General features: G+C 61.2%; 12 protein-coding genes. 4 read left to right on the top strand and 8 right to left on the bottom strand.

Annotated features, from left to right (window positions below):
- Window positions 1-9: 9 nt before the first annotated feature.
- The 8 genes from JOE39_RS22205 to glnE all read right to left on the bottom strand — a co-directional run bounded on the left by JOE39_RS22205 (window position 10) and on the right by glnE (window position 10080).
- Window positions 10-1455: a lipopolysaccharide kinase InaA family protein gene (locus JOE39_RS22205; RefSeq protein ID WP_010419751.1), complete on the bottom strand. Its 1446-nt coding sequence runs from the start codon at window positions 1453-1455 to the stop codon at window positions 10-12.
- Window positions 1455-2234, bottom strand: coding sequence for a lipopolysaccharide kinase InaA family protein (locus tag JOE39_RS22200; RefSeq protein ID WP_010419753.1), 780 nt, complete (start codon window positions 2232-2234; stop codon window positions 1455-1457). The genes JOE39_RS22205 and JOE39_RS22200 overlap by 1 nt, the downstream gene beginning before the upstream one ends.
- Window positions 2231-2965, bottom strand: coding sequence for a lipopolysaccharide kinase InaA family protein (locus JOE39_RS22195; RefSeq protein WP_003392143.1), 735 nt, complete (start codon window positions 2963-2965; stop codon window positions 2231-2233). Before JOE39_RS22195 ends, JOE39_RS22200 begins: the two co-directional genes overlap by 4 nt.
- Window positions 2965-3771 carry a lipopolysaccharide core heptose(I) kinase RfaP gene (gene rfaP / locus JOE39_RS22190; protein ID WP_010419759.1) on the bottom strand — a complete coding sequence of 269 codons (807 nt, stop codon included), beginning with the start codon at window positions 3769-3771 and terminating at the stop codon, window positions 2965-2967. The genes JOE39_RS22195 and rfaP overlap by 1 nt, the downstream gene beginning before the upstream one ends.
- Window positions 3771-4892, bottom strand: a complete 1122-nt coding sequence (locus JOE39_RS22185; protein ID WP_010419762.1) for a glycosyltransferase family 4 protein — start codon at window positions 4890-4892, stop codon at window positions 3771-3773. Before JOE39_RS22185 ends, rfaP begins: the two co-directional genes overlap by 1 nt.
- The gene (gene waaC, locus JOE39_RS22180; protein WP_003318175.1) at window positions 4892-5956 is read right to left on the bottom strand and encodes a lipopolysaccharide heptosyltransferase I; all 1065 of its coding nucleotides are present in this window, start codon (window positions 5954-5956) and stop codon (window positions 4892-4894) included. The genes JOE39_RS22185 and waaC overlap by 1 nt, the downstream gene beginning before the upstream one ends.
- Before the next feature lie 2 nt (window positions 5957-5958).
- Window positions 5959-6993: a lipopolysaccharide heptosyltransferase II gene (waaF, locus tag JOE39_RS22175; RefSeq protein WP_161421449.1), complete on the bottom strand. Its 1035-nt coding sequence runs from the start codon at window positions 6991-6993 to the stop codon at window positions 5959-5961.
- Between the two features lie 129 nt (window positions 6994-7122).
- Complete coding sequence (glnE, locus tag JOE39_RS22170; protein ID WP_210078273.1) at window positions 7123-10080, bottom strand: bifunctional [glutamate--ammonia ligase]-adenylyl-L-tyrosine phosphorylase/[glutamate--ammonia-ligase] adenylyltransferase; 2958 nt, start codon at window positions 10078-10080, stop codon at window positions 7123-7125.
- Window positions 10081-10464: 384 nt separating this feature from the next.
- Between glnE and aceE the strand changes: the two genes are divergently transcribed.
- The 4 genes from aceE to JOE39_RS22150 all read left to right on the top strand — a co-directional run bounded on the left by aceE (window position 10465) and on the right by JOE39_RS22150 (window position 18035).
- The gene (gene aceE / locus JOE39_RS22165) at window positions 10465-13110 is read left to right on the top strand and encodes a pyruvate dehydrogenase (acetyl-transferring), homodimeric type (RefSeq protein ID WP_003392156.1); all 2646 of its coding nucleotides are present in this window, start codon (window positions 10465-10467) and stop codon (window positions 13108-13110) included.
- Between the two features lie 142 nt (window positions 13111-13252).
- Window positions 13253-14899 carry a dihydrolipoyllysine-residue acetyltransferase gene (gene aceF, locus JOE39_RS22160; protein WP_024683423.1) on the top strand — a complete coding sequence of 549 codons (1647 nt, stop codon included), beginning with the start codon at window positions 13253-13255 and terminating at the stop codon, window positions 14897-14899.
- 338 nt (window positions 14900-15237) lie between these two features.
- The gene (dbpA, locus tag JOE39_RS22155; protein ID WP_003414398.1) at window positions 15238-16575 is read left to right on the top strand and encodes an ATP-dependent RNA helicase DbpA; all 1338 of its coding nucleotides are present in this window, start codon (window positions 15238-15240) and stop codon (window positions 16573-16575) included.
- A 281-nt stretch (window positions 16576-16856) separates the two neighbouring features.
- On the top strand, window positions 16857-18035 hold the full coding sequence (locus JOE39_RS22150) for an NAD(P)/FAD-dependent oxidoreductase (protein ID WP_198705521.1): 1179 nt from the start codon (window positions 16857-16859) through the stop codon (window positions 18033-18035).
- Window positions 18036-18089: the final 54 nt, after the last annotated feature.

The following is an 18089-nucleotide window of genomic DNA, read 5'->3' as shown; positions in this document are numbered from 1 at the left end:
CAGCTGGGCTCAGTCTGTCGCAAGCTTCGGCAAGCGCTGATCCAGCAACTGGTGCAGCGCGCTATGCGTTGGCCAGTTGCGCATGAAACGGGCCCGGTCTCGGGCGTAGGCCGCAGCGAATGACGATTTCGAACTGTGCTGCTGCATGGCGTCCAGGTCGATCATCGCCCAGCGATCGACGTGCCAGAACAGGTTATGCCCCTTGAAGTCGCCATGGCTGATACGCGCCTGGATAAGCTGCGCAAAAAGCCGATCCAGCGCCAGCAGTTCGACCTCTGGCGCATCACCGTTTTCCACATACGGAGCGAAGCGTTCGATGATGTCCGGCCCATTGATGAACTCGGTCACCAGCCAGGCCTTGCTGCGCAAGCCGAGAAAACGCTTTTCCTGCACGGCCAGCGGCTTGGGTGTGGCGATGCCGAGGAACATCAGCCGGTTGCCTTCGCGCCACGAATGCCAGGCCCGGCTGGGGCGCCAGAAGCGCTTGAGCCAATGGCTGAAATTCTTGATGTTGTAGCGCTTGATGACCAGCGGACGACCATTGATCTCAACCCGCCCGACACTCGCCGCGCCACCGGTCTTGTACAGATGGCCCTTGTCGAGCAAGGCATCCGCCTGACTCAGCACCGGCAGCATCGCAGGCTCTTCTTCGCGACGAATGGCGCGGAACACCGAAGCGCTGTCTTCGACACTGAACAGACTGCAGTCGCGCACGGTCTTGCTCATGAAGTCCTTGAGCCGCCAGCTGCGAACCTTGTCGATCTGCTTTTGCAGCGCTTCCATCGGCAAACCATGCTCGGCATTGCTCAACAGGTAATGCACCAACAGCTCTTCAGTAAACGGTTCGAAAGACCTGGGCAACTGGGCAAAGAACACGCCGAGATTTTCCAGCACTTTTTGCCGGGACAACGGCGTACCGGCCTGTTCAGCACGAATGCCGGCACCATCGATCAGGTACAGTTGCCCCTTATGGCGCAGCAGGTTGTCCAGGTGCAGGTCTTCCTGCCACAGGCCTTTTGCGTGCTGCCGGGCAATGGCCGATAGCGCCTCACCGAGCACCGCTTGCTGCTCGTCTGCCAGCGGTGGCAGGTGCTTAACAGCAGTCCAGGCATCACCCAGGCTGGGTGCCTGTTCCAGAAACTCGAACAACAGCCAGCCACCCTCACCGTCCTGCAAACCGTCGGCCAGCAAAAGCGGTGTGGTCAGGCCCTGTTCGGCAAGCAGCCTTACCCCGGCCAGCTCACGCTGAAAGTGTCGGGCCGCCTTGTCGCCCACCAGCAGTTTTGCCAGCACCGTTCGGCCTCGCCAGACACCGGCGCCGACATAGCGCTGCCCCGGCAATACCCGCAGCAGGGTCAGCAATTGCAGTTCAGCCGATCCGGCAGCATCGGCCAGCGTCAGGCTCATCGGCAACTCGGGGGTACGTCCGGCGGTCTTGAGTTCAGACAGGCGCATCAACGGGTCTCTTTATCATCGCGGTGTTGAAGGTATCGTTTGTGAGCGCCGCGCTTGCCCAGGCGCGTACTCCAGGCGTCGACCAGCAGGCTGTTCGGCGTGGCTTGCAGATAAGCCGCCAACAGCTCGCGCCGATCGGCCTCATTCCACATGGGCGCGCGGCGCAGCAGCGGTTCGAGGTCGCGGGCAAGGTCACGCCTGCCGAAGATCACCGGGCGGGTTTTTTCCAGGTCGATCAGTTGCGCCTGATACCCCGTACCGGCTGCCTGAAGAAAAATATGCTTGGGGTAGAAGCAGCCATGCACCTGTCCGGCGCCGTGCAGCGTGCGCGCCAGCTGGCCGCAGGCGTGCAGTATTGCCTGACGCTGAGGAGCGTCCATCTGGTTCCACTGCTGCAACAGTTCGTCAAGATCGGTCCAGCCGTCCAGCGCACGCGTCATCAGGATCGCCCGGCGTTCGCCGTCGACCTTGCGCTCGCCATAGAACACCGCCTGCAATGCCGGGATGCCCAGTTTGCGATAGCGACTGATGTTACGAAACTCGCGCGAGAACGACGGTTCGCCAAACGGGTGATGCAACGTGTGAGTCAGGTAGTTGCTCTGACGCTTGAGGTAAAACCCCTGACCGTCCAGGTCGAGGCGGAACACACTGCTCCAGCCGCCGCGCCCGGTATTGGGCTCATCGACCGCATCGAGTCGGATGTTCCAAAGCGATTCAAAATCAGCCAGGTTGTGACGCGCCAGTAAAGGCTGGTCGGCACTGGCAATAAAAACGCTCATTCACGGCCCTCGAAAAAGCTGACGATATGTCGAATACGTTTTTTGTCGGAGGCGTTCAAACGCGTTCGCTGGCGGTATTGCAGGTAGAAGCGCAGGCGCTGGGTGGCCGATAAGTGATACTTGGCGACCTTGTCCAGGCAGGCCAGATCCTTGGTGATCCGATAGCGCAGCATGAAGCTCCACCAGAATGCACCATTGGGGCAGTCGATGAAAAACAGCTTGCCCTCGTTATCGACCAACAGGTTGCGCCATTTCAAATCGTTATGTGTGAAATGGTTGTCGTGCATGATCCGGGTAAAGGCAGCCAGCTGGCGGCTGAGCGCGTCGACCCAGTGGCGATCGGCCAGTCGCGGATCCTTGCGTTGCGCAAGCGCCGACAAGTCTTCGGTGTTCGGCAAGCCACGTGTGATCAGTGCGCCGCGATCATACGCCGCGCCGTTGCGCTCCAGGCCCCAGGCCACGACTTCTGCGGTGGGGATGCCCCATTTAGCAAAGCGCTTGAGGTTCTGCCATTCGGACTTGACCCTCGGCTTGCCCATGTAGCGACGCAGCCCCTTGCCCGCGCCCACGTAGCGTTTGACATAGTAGTAAACCCCGGCGCGCTCGATGCGGATGACGTCGGACAGCGGATCGCGGGTCAACTGCTGTCCCTGCAAGGCAAATACGGCATCCAGGCTGCCAAATTCCGGTTCCAGGAACGCGTACTCGGGCTCGAGCTTCCAGCCCGCCATCAGAGTGCGTCTCCGTAGCGCACTTTACGCTGATACAACTTGTCGGCTTTTTTATCCAGCCAGGCCAGCAGCGTCGCTTCCTTGAGCAGGATTTCGCGCAACGGCTTCTGGAAATAGCCCTGGAGAAAACGCAGTTTGTCGCGGCGGGTCAGGCCGATGTCCAACGCTGAAAAATACAGCGCGGCCAGGTCCTTGTTGCGCCAGCGTGGCGTGATCGCACGGCGGGTCTGGGCACGGTGCAGGTCGATGACCGAGAGTTTGAAATCGTCAGCGGTCACCGGCTTGTCGGTGTGCAGCAAAAAATGGCAGATGTAGCAGTCGCGATGATTGACGCCTGCGCGGTGCATCATGCCGACCAGGCGGGCGACTTCGGCAATGAAGGCTCTCTTCAGACGCGGCTCGGGCGGCTCGTTGCGCCAGTTGAGGCTGACGTCTTCGAGGCTGGTGGTCGGTGCCAGTTCTTCGGTGACGATGAACGAGTGCTGCGCGGCAGGGTTGCTGCCACGCTCGCCATAGGCCACGGCGGTCATGGTCGGGACGCCGACTTCATGCAGGCGCTCGATGGCGTCCCATTCCTTGCCCGCGCCGAGTACCGGCAGCTTGGCGGTCGCCAGGTTCTTGGCGATCTCGCCCCAGCCAATGCCACGGTGAATCTTGACGAAGTAACCGCGCCCATCGACCTCGGTGCGCAGTGTGCGGCGCCCTTCCAGCTCGCGGTAGACCTCACCGCTCAGGCCTTCGACCTCGACGAACGCATCGTGCCCCGCCCACAGGCTCTTGAACGGCTCAGCAAGGAACAGCTTCATCAATAGTGCTCCGCCAGAATCACATCCGCAGCGTGTTGCGGCATGCTGTAAAGGTCTGCCGTGTCGGCAAAGGTCAGGCCATTGCGCGACCACGCGCTGCGTGCGGCATCGTCCTGAAGCATCTCCGACAGGTAGCGATTGAGCTGCGCCTGCTCGAACGGCTCATCCAGCACCCGCCCGCAATCGGCCTCGGCAATATAGTGAGCGTAACCACAGACCGCGCTGACCAGGACCGGCAAACCGGCAACCAGCGCTTCGAGCAGCACGGTCCCGGTGTTTTCGTTGTAGGCCGGATGAATCAGCAGGTCGGCGCCCAGCAGAAAACGCGGAATATCGCTGCGCCCTTTCATGAAGGTCACCTGATCACCCAGGCCGAGCGCCGAGCTCTGCAGTTGGAATACTTTGGGGTCGTCCTGCCCGATTACAAACAGTCGCGTGCGTTTCTTCAGCCCGGCGGGCAGAGCCGCGAGCGCCTTTAGGCTGCGATCCACGCCCTTGGTCTTGAAACCGGAGCCGATCTGCACCAATAACAGGTCATCGTCGGCAAGGCCGAACTCCTTGCGAAAGCCTGCACGGATCTCAGGTGCATCCGGCGGCGCACGGCGATCCAGGGAAATCCCCGGCGGCAGCAGATGAAAGCGCGACGGCGGGGTGTCGTAATGCTTGATGAACAGCGGCTGCTGCACTTCGGAAATCATCAGCACCTGGGTTTTCGAGTCCTTGGCGAACACTGCGCGCTCGTAGTCGGCAAAGTGGCGATAACGGCCCCACTTGCGATACAGCGGGCTGCGCAGGTTCTGCGCCTTGTCCTCGAAACAGCCGTCGGCGGCGTAATACACATCCAGGCCGGGCATCTTGTTGAAACCGATCAGGCGGTCCACCGGGCGTTTGGCCAGGTCTGCTTCCATCCAGGCGCTGAGCTTTTCGTTGCGCCGATGATTGAAGAACGCCTTGACCGGCGCCACCAGCACCTCGAAACCGGGAGGCACATCGCCTTCCCAGATCAGGGTATAGACGCGGATCTGATGGCCGCGCTGCTGGCACTCCAGCGCGATGCGCATGAAGTCGCGTTGCAGGCCGCCGAACGGGAAGTATTTGTAGAGTACAAAAGCCAGTTGCATCAGCCAGGTTCCTTTGCCAGCAACAGCGCGCCCAATTGGCTCGCTACTCGCTCGGGATTCAAGCGAGTGAAGCACATCGGCCACTCGCGCTTAAGGTCGAACCGGCGCTGATCGTCGGCGCTCGGTTGGTACGTGCATTTCTTTTGCAGGCACGGCGTACAGCCGGGGTAGTCGCTGGCCAGATGCACCTGCGACTTGCCGTAGGCCCCGGTCAGGCCCGGATTGGTCGGGCCGAACAGGGAAATGGTCGGCACATCCAGTGCAGCAGCCAGGTGGCCGATGCCAGTGTCTACCGCGACGCACGCCTGCGCGCTGGCCAGTACCCGCGCAACCCCTGCCAGATTGAGCTTCGGCAGCACGTGCGCACTGCTCAGACCCTCGGCAATACGCTCGGCGCGAGCTTTCTCTGCCGGATTGCCCCACGGCAACTGCACTTGCAGACCGCGCGCTGCCATCAATTCGGCCAGTTGCCGCCAGTACAGCTCGGGCCAGTGCTTGGTGTCCCAGGTCGTGCCATGCAGGAACAGCACGAACGGGGCCTGCAAACTGTCATCCAGGGTCGCCAGTGGCTTGAGACCGTAATCGCCCATGCCGGACGGCTGTGGATAACCAAGCGCCTGAGCGAACAGCTGACGCAGCCGTTCGACCGCATGCTGCCCGCGCGCCACTGGAAAAGCGCGATCATAAAAGCGACTGGCAACCGGCTCGCGTGCCGAATCGCGGTCCAGACCGGCCACCGGCGCATCGACATAGCGTGTCAGCCAGGCACTTTTGAACAGGCCCTGCGCATCGATCACCAGATCATAACGCTGTTCGCGCACCTGCTGTTTGAAGCGCCGCCATTCCCCGGACCTGAAGGTCTGCCAGAGGTGCTTGCGCCAGCGACGAATCGCCACCGGGATGACCCTGTCGACCGCCGGATGCCAGGCGGGAATTTCCGCGAAGCCTTCCTCGACCACCCAGTCGAAGCGAATGCCGGGCAGCGCGCGCGCCGCATCGGTCAGCGCGGGCAAGGCATGGATCACATCACCCAGTGAAGACGTCTTGATCAGCAGTACCCGCAAAATCAGGCAACCTCCACCGGCGTGCTACTCAGACGGCTGAGCGCCTGAATCACGGCGTCCGGCTCAAGCAGACGCATGCAGTTGTAATGGCCGAAACGGCAGGTGCGCTCGAAGCACGGGCTGCACTCGATGCCGAGTCGCACCACCTCGACCTCGTCGGCCAGCGGCGGCGTGAAGCCCGGCGAGGTCGAGCCGTAGACAGCCACCAGCGGACGGTTCAACGCTGCGGCCACGTGCATCAGGCCGGAATCGTTGGACACCACAGCGTCGGCGCACGACAGCAGGTCAATGGCTTCGGCCAGCGAGGTCTCGCCACTGAGGTTGACGGACTCCTCACGCAGGCCGGGAATCAGTTCCTGGCGAATGCTCTCACCGACCGGGTGATCCTTTTTCGAGCCGAACAGCCAGACCTGCCAGCCTTCGCGAATGCTCGCGTCGGCAACCTGTGCGTAATGTTCGGCGGGCCAGCGCTTGGACTCGCCGAACTCCGCGCCGGGGCACAGCGCCAGTACCGGGCGATCCAGCGTGAGGCCGAATTTGCCCAGTGCGGCATCGCGCGTGGTCGGGTCGATGCGCAGGCTCGGTTGCGGGTAAGGACGCGGCAACTCTGCGCCCTTGTCGAAGGCCAGGGCCATGAAACGCTCGATCATCAGCGGGTAACGCTGCTTGTCGAGGGTTCGTACGTCGTTGAGCAGGCCGTAGCGAAACTCCCCGCGCCAACCGGTGCGCTTCGGGATACCGGCAAAAAACGGCACTAGCGCCGATTTCAGCGAATTGGGCAGCAGGATAGCCTGATCGTATTGGCCAGCCAGAGATTTGCCGATCCGGCGACGGGTCGCCAGTTCCAGGGCACCGTGACCCAGCGGAAAACTGAGCGCAGCACGAACCTGCGGCATGCGCTCCAGTATCGGACGGCTCCATTCAGGGGCCAGCACGTCGATTTCGCACTCGGGATGACGCTGTTTCAGACACTGGAACAGCGTTTGTGCCATCACCATGTCACCGACCCAGCTAGGCCCAACGATCAGAATTTTCATGTTCTATCCAAAAACGACCAGAAACGATCAGGGAGGCCGATCAGACTGCGTGACGTTCCCACACAACCTGTCGCCTCCCTGTCATAGCTTTATAGAGTGTTGCAGCGGAATGTGGCGTTGCCGTGAGGCTCAGCTCAACCCCATCTGCGTCCAGATCCGCATCACCTCACGCCGCTGGGCATGAAACTGATCGCCGCTGACCACGCCCGCCTGCTTCTGCAAGGCCTGGCGATGTGCCGCCGAGCGATACGCCTTATAGGCTTCGCGCAGCAGGCCGGCATCCGTATCCGGCAGCAGCCCGGCCTCTTCCAGCCCTTCGAGAATCCGGATGTTGTCGGTGTATTGCAGCAGCGCGGGATGCTCTCTGGACCACGCCAAGGCGGCGTATTGCACCATAAATTCGATATCGACGATACCTCCGGCGTCCTGCTTGAGGTCGAATGGCACCGCCGCCTCGAAGGCATTGGCCGCCCTGCCGGCCGCTGTCGCGCGGGTCCCGAGGTTGTCACGCATCTTGGCGCGCATTTCGCTGACTTCGGCGCGCAGCTTGTCCAGATCGCGTTCGCGCCCCAGCACATCGGCACGGACCTTCTCGAATTGCTTGCCGACATCCCGGCTGCCGGTCATGACCCGCGCACGAACCAGCGCCTGATGCTCCCAGGTCCAGGCTTCATTGGCCTGATAGCGGGCGAAAGCGCCCAGAGAGCTGACCAGCAGGCCAGACGCCCCCGAAGGCCGCAGGCGCATGTCGACGTCATACAGCTGACCGGAGTTGGTTTGTGTGGTCAGCAAATGGATCACCCGCTGCCCCAGCCGGGTGAAGAACTGCGCAGTGTCGATCGGTTTGGCACCGTCGGTCTCAGCCTCAAGATCGCCATCATGAATGAACACCAGATCCAGATCGGAGCCGTGCCCCAGTTCGATGCCGCCGACCTTGCCGTAGCCGACGATCACGAAGCCCGGATCGCACAACGTGCCGTCCGGACGCAAAGGCGTACCGTGGCGGGCCACGCTGTAGCGCCAGGCCAGCGCGAGCACCTGATCGAGAATCGCCTCGGCCAGCCAGGTCAGGTAATCACTGACTTTCATCAACGGCAGGCTGCCGGATATCTCGGACGCCGCGACGCGCAGGCTGTGCGCCAGCTTGAAATGCCGCAGGGCCTCCATCTGTTGCTCGAGATCGTCCTCGGGGATACGAATCAGCCGCTCGCGCAGCTCGGCCGCCAGTTCCGGGGCCAGCGGCGGATTGAACAGGCGCCCCTCGTTAAGCAACTCATCGAGCAGCAACGGGAAACGCGCGATCTGTTCGGCAATCCACGGGCTGGCGGCACACAGGGTCAGCAGCTGTCGCAGCGCGTCGGGGTTTTCCGTGAGCAGCACCAGGTACGCCGAGCGCCGCGCGACGGCCTCGACCAAGGGCAGCACGCGCTCCAATACCAGGTCGGGCTTCTCATGTTCCACCGCCTGAGCCAGCAGACGGGGGATGAATGCGTCCAGCCGCTCACGGCTCAGACGCTGCATCGAACGCAGGTTGGGACTGCTGCGCAGGTTGGCCAGATGTTTCAGCGCCCTCTCGGCATCGACGAAGCCGGCCTGCAACAGTTGGCGACCCGCGGCTTCTTCGTCCTGGGACTCTTCCCACAGCGGCAGCCATTCGCCTCCCACCACCACTTCGTCATCTTCATCTTGCTCGTCGTCCGGATCAGCATCGGGGTCAGCAATGACCTGACGGAAGTGCCAGGCCACACGGCCACGCCAGTACATGAGCCGTTCGTGAAAGGCAGCCCAGTCAGCGAAGCCCATGATCAGCGCAACGCGCGCCTGATCCTGTTCGTTGTCCGGGAGCATCTGCGTCTGACGGTCGGCAATCGCCTGAATGGCGTGCTCGGTATAACGCAGAAACTCGTAGCCCTCACGCAGCTCTTCGGTCACGGCCGAGGGCAGATAACCCTGCCCCTCGAGGGTTTTCAGCACTTTGAACAGCGGCCGCTGCTGCAGACTCAGGTCGCGGCCGCCGTGAATAAGTTGAAAGGCCTGGGCGATGAACTCCACCTCGCGAATGCCGCCGGCACCCAGCTTGATGTTTTCCGCCATGCCCTTGCGCTTCACTTCCTGCTGAATGAGCTGCTTCATGGTGCGCAGCGCTTCGATGGCCGAGAAATCCAGATAGCGGCGATACACGAACGGACGCAGCATCGCCAGCAATTCGGCACCGGCCGCCTGATCGCCCCCGACCACGCGCGCCTTGATCATCGCGTAACGTTCCCAGTCCCGGCCCTGGTCCTGGTAATACTGCTCCAGCGCATTGAAGCTAAGCACCAGCGCCCCGGAAGAACCGTAAGGACGCAGGCGCATGTCGACCCGGAACACGAAACCGTCGACGGTCACCGGGTCGAGCGCCTTGATCAGCCGCTGTCCCAGGCGAATGAAAAATTCCTGATTGTCCAGCGCACGCTTGGTGCCGACGGTTTCGCCGCCCTCCGGGTAGCCGAAGATAAGGTCAATGTCCGAGGACAGGTTCAGTTCGACCGAGCCAAGCTTGCCCATGCCCAGAATGACCATGTGCTGCGGCTTTCCGGAATGACGACCGGTCGGGGTGCCGAACTGCTGGCAATGCCGGGGGTACAACCATTGGTAAGCCAGATCGATCGACGCATCGGCCATGTCCGACAGGTCACGGCAGGTTTCGATGAGATTTGCCTGACGGGTCAGGTCGCGCCAGATAATCCGTACTTGCTGGCGTGCGCGCTGTCGACGTAGATTACGCCCCAGTTCATCCTCGCTGGCGGCGCTCGACAGCGCTTCGGCAAGCTGACCGCGCAATTGGCCGGCAGAGAAGCTACGCTCCAGCTCGCCCGAATCGGCCAGCTGCAGAAGCATCTGCGGATCACGGCAGACTTGTTCGGTTACAAAATCACTGGCGGCGCAGACCCGGTCGAAGGCTGCCTGTCGCGCCTCGGGCCAAGCGTTGAAAGAAGCCAGCGCGTCCTCGGACAGGGCAGTCAGCGCAGCCTGAAACATCTGGCGGGCGCGGCTGATCGATGGCAGTAGAATGGCCGGAAATTCGGCCAGTAAAGGTAGGCTCATGGTCTATCCTTGATCGGCGTGCAGACGCCCGTCCGTCGTTACGGCGAGACGCGTCTGCCAGCACCGCTTGTCGAACAAAGGTTATAAATTGCTGGAAAAATCAAATTAGAAGCATAAAAATCCGCTTTTTACCTGCAAGATATTCAATAGCGATCAACAGTAACGTTTTAAGCTACACGACAACAGGAGCGATTGAGTCGCTTCTCTGTAGTTTTACTACTGGGTCCGATACTCGGAGGGCTGAAATCGTCGTCGATTTGTAGTAAAACTACACGCCGCCGGATCCCACCCTCCGGAAATCCAAGAATTTATGTCGTCTGCCCACAAGGCCAGTCGCAAACTCAGGCAACCGATTCTGGAAGCCTTTCCGCCCTGGAGCAAGCCATGCAAGACCTCGATCCCGTCGAAACCCAGGAATGGCTGGACGCCCTGGAATCGGTTCTCGACAAAGAAGGCGAAGACCGCGCTCACTACCTGATGACCCGTTTGGGCGAGCTGGCCACCCGTAGTGGTTCGCAGCTGCCGTACGCCATCACCACGCCATATCGCAACACCATTCCTGTCACCCACGAAGCACGCATGCCTGGCGACCTGTTCATGGAACGCCGCATTCGCTCGCTGGTGCGCTGGAACGCATTGGCCATGGTTGTCAAAACCAACATCGGCGACCCGGACCTGGGCGGCCACATCTCCAGCTTCGCCTCCAGCGCCACGCTGTACGACATCGGCTTCAACTATTTCTTCCAGGCCCCGACCGACGAACACGGCGGCGACCTGATCTACTTCCAGGGTCATGCATCGCCAGGCGTTTACGCCCGTGCATTCATGGAAGGCCGCATCACCGAAGAGCAAATGACCAACTTCCGTCAGGAAGTCGACGGCAATGGCCTGTCGTCTTACCCACACCCGTGGCTGATGAAAGATTTCTGGCAGTTCCCGACCGTATCGATGGGCCTTGGCCCGATCCAGGCGATCTACCAGGCGCGCTTCATGAAGTACCTGGAGCACCGCGGTTACATCCCGGAAGGCAAGCAGAAAGTCTGGTGCTTCCTGGGTGACGGCGAGACCGACGAGCCGGAATCCCTGGGCGCCATTGCCCTGGCCGGTCGCGAGAAGCTCGACAACCTGATCTTCGTCGTCAACTGCAACCTGCAGCGCCTCGACGGTCCGGTTCGCGGCAACGCCAAGATCATCCAGGAACTCGAAGGCGTGTTCCGTGGCGCCCAATGGAACGTCACCAAAGTCATCTGGGGCCGTTTCTGGGACCCACTGCTGGCCAAGGACGTCGACGGTATCCTGCAACGTCGTATGGACGAAGTCATCGACGGCGAATACCAGAACTACAAGGCCAAGGACGGCGCGTTCGTCCGCGAGCACTTCTTCAACTCGCCTGAACTCAAGGCCATGGTTGCCGATCTGTCCGACGACGAGATCTGGAAACTCAACCGTGGCGGTCACGACCCGTACAAGGTCTATGCGGCCTATCACGAAGCCGTCAACCACAAGGGTCAACCGACCGTGGTTCTGGCCAAGACCATCAAGGGTTATGGCACCGGCGCCGGCGAAGCGAAAAACACTGCGCACAACACCAAAAAGGTCGATGTCGACAGCCTGCGTCACTTCCGTGACCGTTTCGACATCCCGGTCAAGGACTCCGAACTCGAAGCCCTGCCGTTCTACAAGCCGGAAGAAGGCAGCGCCGAAGCCCGTTACCTGAGCGAGCGTCGTGCTGCGCTGGGTGGTTTCGTACCGCAGCGTCGTGCGCAGAGCTTCAGCCTGCCGACCCCGCCACTCGAAACCCTCAAGGCCATCCTGGATGGCTCGGGCGATCGCGAAATCTCCACCACCATGGCCTTCGTGCGCATCCTGACGCAACTGGTCAAGGACAAGGAAATCGGCCAGCGCATCGTGCCGATCATCCCGGACGAAGCGCGTACCTTCGGTATGGAAGGCATGTTCCGCCAGTTGGGCATCTACTCGTCGGTCGGCCAGCTCTACGAGCCAGTCGATAAAGAACAAGTGATGTTCTATCGCGAAGACAAGAAAGGCCAGATCCTCGAAGAAGGCATCAACGAAGCGGGCGCCATGTCCTCCTTCATCGCTGCCGGCACTTCGTATTCCAGCCACAACCAGCCGATGATTCCGTTCTACATCTTCTACTCGATGTTCGGTTTCCAGCGTATCGGCGACCTGGCCTGGGCCGCTGGCGACAGCCGCACCCGTGGCTTCCTGGTTGGCGGCACCGCCGGCCGTACCACGCTGAACGGTGAAGGCCTGCAGCACGAAGACGGTCACAGCCACATCCTGGCATCGACCATCCCGAACTGCCGCACCTTCGACCCGACTTACGGTTACGAACTGGCAGTGATCATCCAGGACGGCATGCGCCGGATGTTCGAAGAGCAGCAGGACGTTTTCTACTACCTGACCGTGATGAACGAGTCCTACGCCCAGCCAGCCATGCCGGCCGGTGTGGAAGAAGGCATCGTCAAGGGCATGTACCTGCTCGAAGAAGACACCAAGGAAGCGGCGCACCACGTCCAGTTGCTGGGCTCGGGCACCATCCTGCGTGAAGTTCGCGAAGCGGCGAAGATTCTCCGTGACGAGTTCAACATCGGTGCCGACGTGTGGAGCGTCACCAGCTTCAACGAGCTGCGTCGCGACGGTCTGGCTGCAGAGCGCAACAACCGCCTGCACCCTGGCCAGAAGCCGCAGCTGAGCTATGTCGAGGAATGCCTGAACGGTCGCAAAGGTCCGGTCATCGCATCCACGGATTACATGAAGCTGTTCGCTGATCAGATTCGTCAGTGGGTTCCAACCAAGGAATACAAAGTCCTGGGCACCGACGGTTTCGGCCGTAGCGACAGCCGCAAGAAGCTGCGTCACTTCTTTGAAGTCGATCGTCACTTCGTGGTGCTGGCAGCCCTGGAAGCCTTGGCTGATCGTGGCGATATCGAACCTAAAGTCGTGGCTGAAGCCATCGCCAAGTTCGGCATCGATCCTGAAAAACGCAATCCACTGGACTGCTAAGAGTCTGCTTCAAGAGCGCTGATCAGAGCGTAAACAGCCGAGGATGCGGAATTTACTCGACGTAAATGAGCATCCAACGCTGTTTCGTTGTAACTGAACCAGCGTATTCGTGAGTGAACAGGTTCTCCTAAGGAGAGACATAGTGAGTGAGTTAATTCGTGTACCCGACATCGGCAACGGTGAAGGCGAAGTCATTGAATTGATGGTCAAGGTCGGTGATCGCATCGAAGCCGACCAGAGCGTTCTGACGCTTGAGTCGGACAAGGCGAGCATGGAAATCCCTGCGCCCAAGGCTGGCGTCATCAAGACCATGAAGGTCAAGCTGGGCGACCGCCTGAAAGAAGGCGACGAGCTGTTCGAACTGGAAGTGGAAGGCGAAGCGGCTGCGGCCCCGGCGCCTGCTGCCGAACCTGCCGCAGCCCCTGCTGCTGCCGAAAAGCCGGCTGAAGCGGCACCTGCACCTGCGGCCGCCGCAGAGCCTGCTCCGGCAGCCAGCGCCAGCGTTCAGGACATCCACGTGCCGGACATCGGCTCGTCGGGCAAGGCCAAGATCATCGAACTGATGGTCAAGGTTGGTGACAGCATCCAGGCCGATCAGTCGCTGATCACCCTGGAATCCGACAAGGCCAGCATGGAGATCCCTTCTCCGGCAGCAGGCGTTGTCGAGAGCATCGAAGTCAAGCTGGACCAGGAAGTCGGTACCGGCGACCTGATCCTGAAACTGAAAGTCGAAGGCGCCGCGCCTGCCGCAGCTCCGGCCCCTGCCGCCAGCGCACCCGCTGCTGCCCCGGCCAAGGCTGAGGCCGCAGCTCCTGCTCCCAAGGCAGAGGCAGCACCTGCGCCGGCCGCTCCAGCGGCTCCGGCAAAAGACGGTGCCAAGGTTCATGCAGGCCCGGCCGTTCGTCAGTTGGCTCGCGAATTCGGCGTCGAGCTGAGCGCAGTCAGCGCCACCGGCCCGCACGGCCGCGTGCTGAAAGAAGACGTTCAGGCTTACGTCAAAACCATGATGCAGAAGGCCAAGGAAGCTCCAGCAGGCGGCGCAAGCGGCGGCTCGGGCATCCCGCCGATTCCGGAAGTCGATTTCAGCCGTTTCGGCGAGATCGAAGAAGTACCGATGACGCGACTGATGCAACTCGGCGCTTCCGGTCTGCACCGCAGCTGGCTGAACATTCCTCACGTCACGCAATTCGACCAGGCCGACATTACCGACCTGGAAGCTTTCCGTGTGGCGCAGAAAGGCGCTGCCGAGAAGGCTGGCGTCAAGCTTACCGTTCTGCCGCTGCTGCTCAAATCCTGCGCCCACCTGCTCAAGGAGCTGCCGGACTTCAACGCGTCGCTGGCACCTAGCGGCAAGGCAGTGATTCGCAAGAAGTACGTGCACATCGGCTTTGCCGTGGACACCCCGGACGGCCTGCTGGTCCCGGTCATCCGCGACGTCGACCAGAAGAGCCTGTTGCAACTGGCCGCCGAAGCCGCCGCACTGGCGGAAAAGGCACGCAACAAGAAACTGACTGCGAACGACATGCAGGGCGCGTGCTTCACCATCTCCAGCCTCGGCCACATTGGCGGCACCGGCTTCACGCCGATCGTCAACGCGCCGGAAGTGGCGATCCTCGGTGTGTCCAAGGCAACCATCCAGCCCGTCTGGGACGGTAAAGCCTTCCAGCCGAAACTGATGCTGCCGCTGTCGCTGTCCTACGATCACCGCGTGATCAACGGCGCAGCTGCTGCCCGCTTCACCAAGCGCTTGAGCGAATTGCTGGCGGATATCCGCACAATCCTGCTGTAAGCCCTGCAGGCCCGTCCCCGGACGGGCCTTGCTGTACACCTTTGCGAGCTGCCACGCTCGAACCTCAACCCCGCCCTCCAGCGGGGATTTTTTTGTCTGGCTATCGCGCCCATGCTCCGTGCTCATTGTTGGATCCTGTGTGACCGGGGCGGCGATCCGCATTGCTCACGAACCATCTTCTGTAGCTGTACGGGCCCCTTCGCGAGCAAGCTCGCTCCCACGACCTTTATCGCGGTGCCAGGTCTGACTGGCGGGTGATACACTACGCGACATTTTTGTTTTGCAGGTTCACCGTCGTGACTAACACCGCTTTCAATTCTCTGCCTCTGTCCGCTGCCATGCTGGCTAACCTGGAGTCGCTTGGTTATGCCGAAATGACACCGATTCAGGCGCAGAGCCTGCCGGTGATCCTCAAGGGCATGGACCTGATCGCGCAAGCCAAGACCGGCAGCGGCAAGACCGCTGCGTTCGGCATCGGCCTGCTCAACCCGATCAACCCGCGTTTCTTCGGTTGCCAGGCACTGGTCATGTGCCCGACCCGCGAACTGGCGGATCAGGTGGCCAAGGAAATCCGCCGTCTGGCGCGCTCCGAAGACAACATCAAGGTGCTGACCCTGTGTGGCGGCGTTTCGTTCGGCCCGCAGATCGGCTCGCTGGAGCATGGCGCGCACATCATCGTCGGTACTCCGGGTCGCATACAGCAGCATTTGCGCAAGGGCTCGCTGGTCCTGGACGGCCTGAACACGCTGATTCTCGATGAAGCCGACCGCATGCTGGACATGGGTTTCTACGACGCCATCGCCGACATCATCGAGCAGACCCCGCAGCGCCGCCAGACCCTGCTGTTCTCCGCGACCTATCCGGTCGGCATCAAGCAGTTGTCCTCGAAATTCATGCGTGATCCACAGACCGTAAAAGTCGAGGCACTGCACGCCGACAGCCAGATCGAGCAGATTTTCTACGAGATCTCCCCGGAGCAGCGCCTGGAAGCCGTGGTCAAGGTACTCGGCCATTTCCGGCCGACGTCCTGTGTGGCGTTCTGTTTCACCAAGCAGCAGGTGCAGGAAGTGGTCGATCACCTGACCGCCAAGGGCATGTCTGCCGTCGGCCTGCATGGCGATCTGGAACAGCGTGACCGTGATCAAGTGCTGGCGATGTTCGCCAACCGCAGCACTTCGGTACTGGTCGCCACTGATGTGGCCGCGCGCGGTCTGGATATCGACGCGCTGGACATGGTGATCAACGTCGAGCTGGCGCGTGATTCGGAAATCCACATCCACCGTGTCGGCCGTACCGGTCGTGCAGGCGAGAAAGGCATCGCGGTCAGCCTGGTGGCCCCGTCGGAAAGCCAGCGCGCCCGTGCCATCGAAGAGTTGCAGAAAGCGCCGTTGAACTGGCAGCAATACGACAGACTGAGCATCAAGGAAGGCGGCAAACTGCTGCCCGCCATGACCACGCTGTGCATCGGCTCGGGCCGCAAGGACAAGCTGCGTCCAGGCGACATCCTCGGCGCATTGACCGGCGAGGCAGGCATTCCCGGCACTCAGGTCGGCAAGATCGCGATTTTCGACTTCCAGGCCTACGTTGCCGTCGAGCGCAGCATGGCCAAACAGGCCCTGGAGCGTTTGAACAATGGCAAGATCAAGGGCAAGTCGCTGCGCGTGCGGATTTTGTAAAGTTTATCGTTGACCCTGATAGTCCCTACACGCCGCGCCGAGCGTCATATACAGGCCCCGAAGGTCCTGAAAACGCGGTTTTCAGGCTTCTGCCCGCAGGGCGTAGGAGCGAACTTGTTCGCGAAGACGGTAGTTCAGACGATAAATCTTCGGAGGACCTACCGGCCCTTTCGCGAACACGTTCGCTCCCACGGCCTTCGGCCAGAATCAAAAACAGGCTTGTGCATAGCTTGGCGCGGAGCATGGGAACGATCGTGACCTGAAGATCGAGGAACCACGCTGTGCCCGTTACTGACGTTGTAATCATTGGCGCCGGCGCTGCCGGTCTGATGTGTGCGTTCACCGCTGCCGCTCGCGGGCGCAAGGTGATGTTGATCGACCACGCCAACAAACCCGGCAAGAAGATCCTGATGTCCGGTGGCGGGCGGTGCAACTTCACCAATATGTACACCGAACCGGCCAACTTCCTGTCGCAGAACCCGCATTTCTGCAAATCGGCCCTGGCCCGCTACACCCAATGGGATTTCATCGCGATGGTCGCCAAACATAGCGTGCCTTATCACGAGAAAAAGCTCGGCCAACTGTTTTGCGACAACAAGTCCAGCGACATTCTGGAAATGCTTCTGGAAGAGTGCCGCCAGGCCGGTGTCAGCCTGCACATGGACACCTCCGTGCAGCAGATCGAAAAGACCGACGCCGGCTACAGCCTGCAGACCACGCTGGGCACCCTGAACTGCCAGTCGCTGGTGATTGCCACGGGCGGGCTGTCGATTCCGACGCTGGGCGCCACCGGCTTTGGCTATCAGGTCGGCAAGCAGTTCGGCCACACGCTGCTGCCGACCCGTGCCGGGCTGGTGCCGTTCACCATCACCGATCAGCTCAAGGAGCTGTGCACCGAACTGTCAGGTACCTCGGTGGATTGTCTGGTGAGCTGCAACGACACCAGCTTCCGCGAAAACATCCTGTTCACCCACCGCGGCCTCAGTGGCCCGGCGATCCTGCAGATCTCCTCGTTCTGGCAGCCCGGTGACACCGTGGAGATCAACCTGCTGCCCGATCATGACGTGCCCGCCTGGCTCAACCAGCAGCAGGCCGAGCGCCCCAACAGTGAACTGAAAACCCTGCTGGGCGAGATTTTCACCAAGAAGATGGCCAACCTGATCGCCGAACACTGGTTCGTTTCCAAACCGATGAAGCAGTACACCCACGCCGAACTGGCCGAGATCGCCGAAAAGCTGGCGAGCTGGCAGGTGGTCCCGGCGGGCACCGAGGGTTATCGCACGGCCGAAGTGACGCTGGGCGGTATCGACACCCGCGAAGTGTCGTCCAAGACCATGGAATCGCTGAAAGCCCCCGGCCTATATTTCGTGGGCGAAGTGCTGGACGTGAGCGGTCATCTGGGCGGCTTCAACTTTCAGTGGGCGTGGGCCTCGGCCTATGCTGCCGCACACTACGTGTGACGTAGTCGCTGATACGCAACATCACCACACTACAAACCGGTATAAATTTTGCGC

The sequence above is a fragment of the Pseudomonas sp. PvP100 genome (assembly GCF_017833055.1).
In the GTDB taxonomy this organism is placed as follows: Bacteria; Pseudomonadota; Gammaproteobacteria; order Pseudomonadales; family Pseudomonadaceae; genus Aquipseudomonas; species Aquipseudomonas syringae.
Note: the sequence above shows the minus strand (reverse complement) of the source record. Positions and strands in the feature narration are given on the sequence as shown.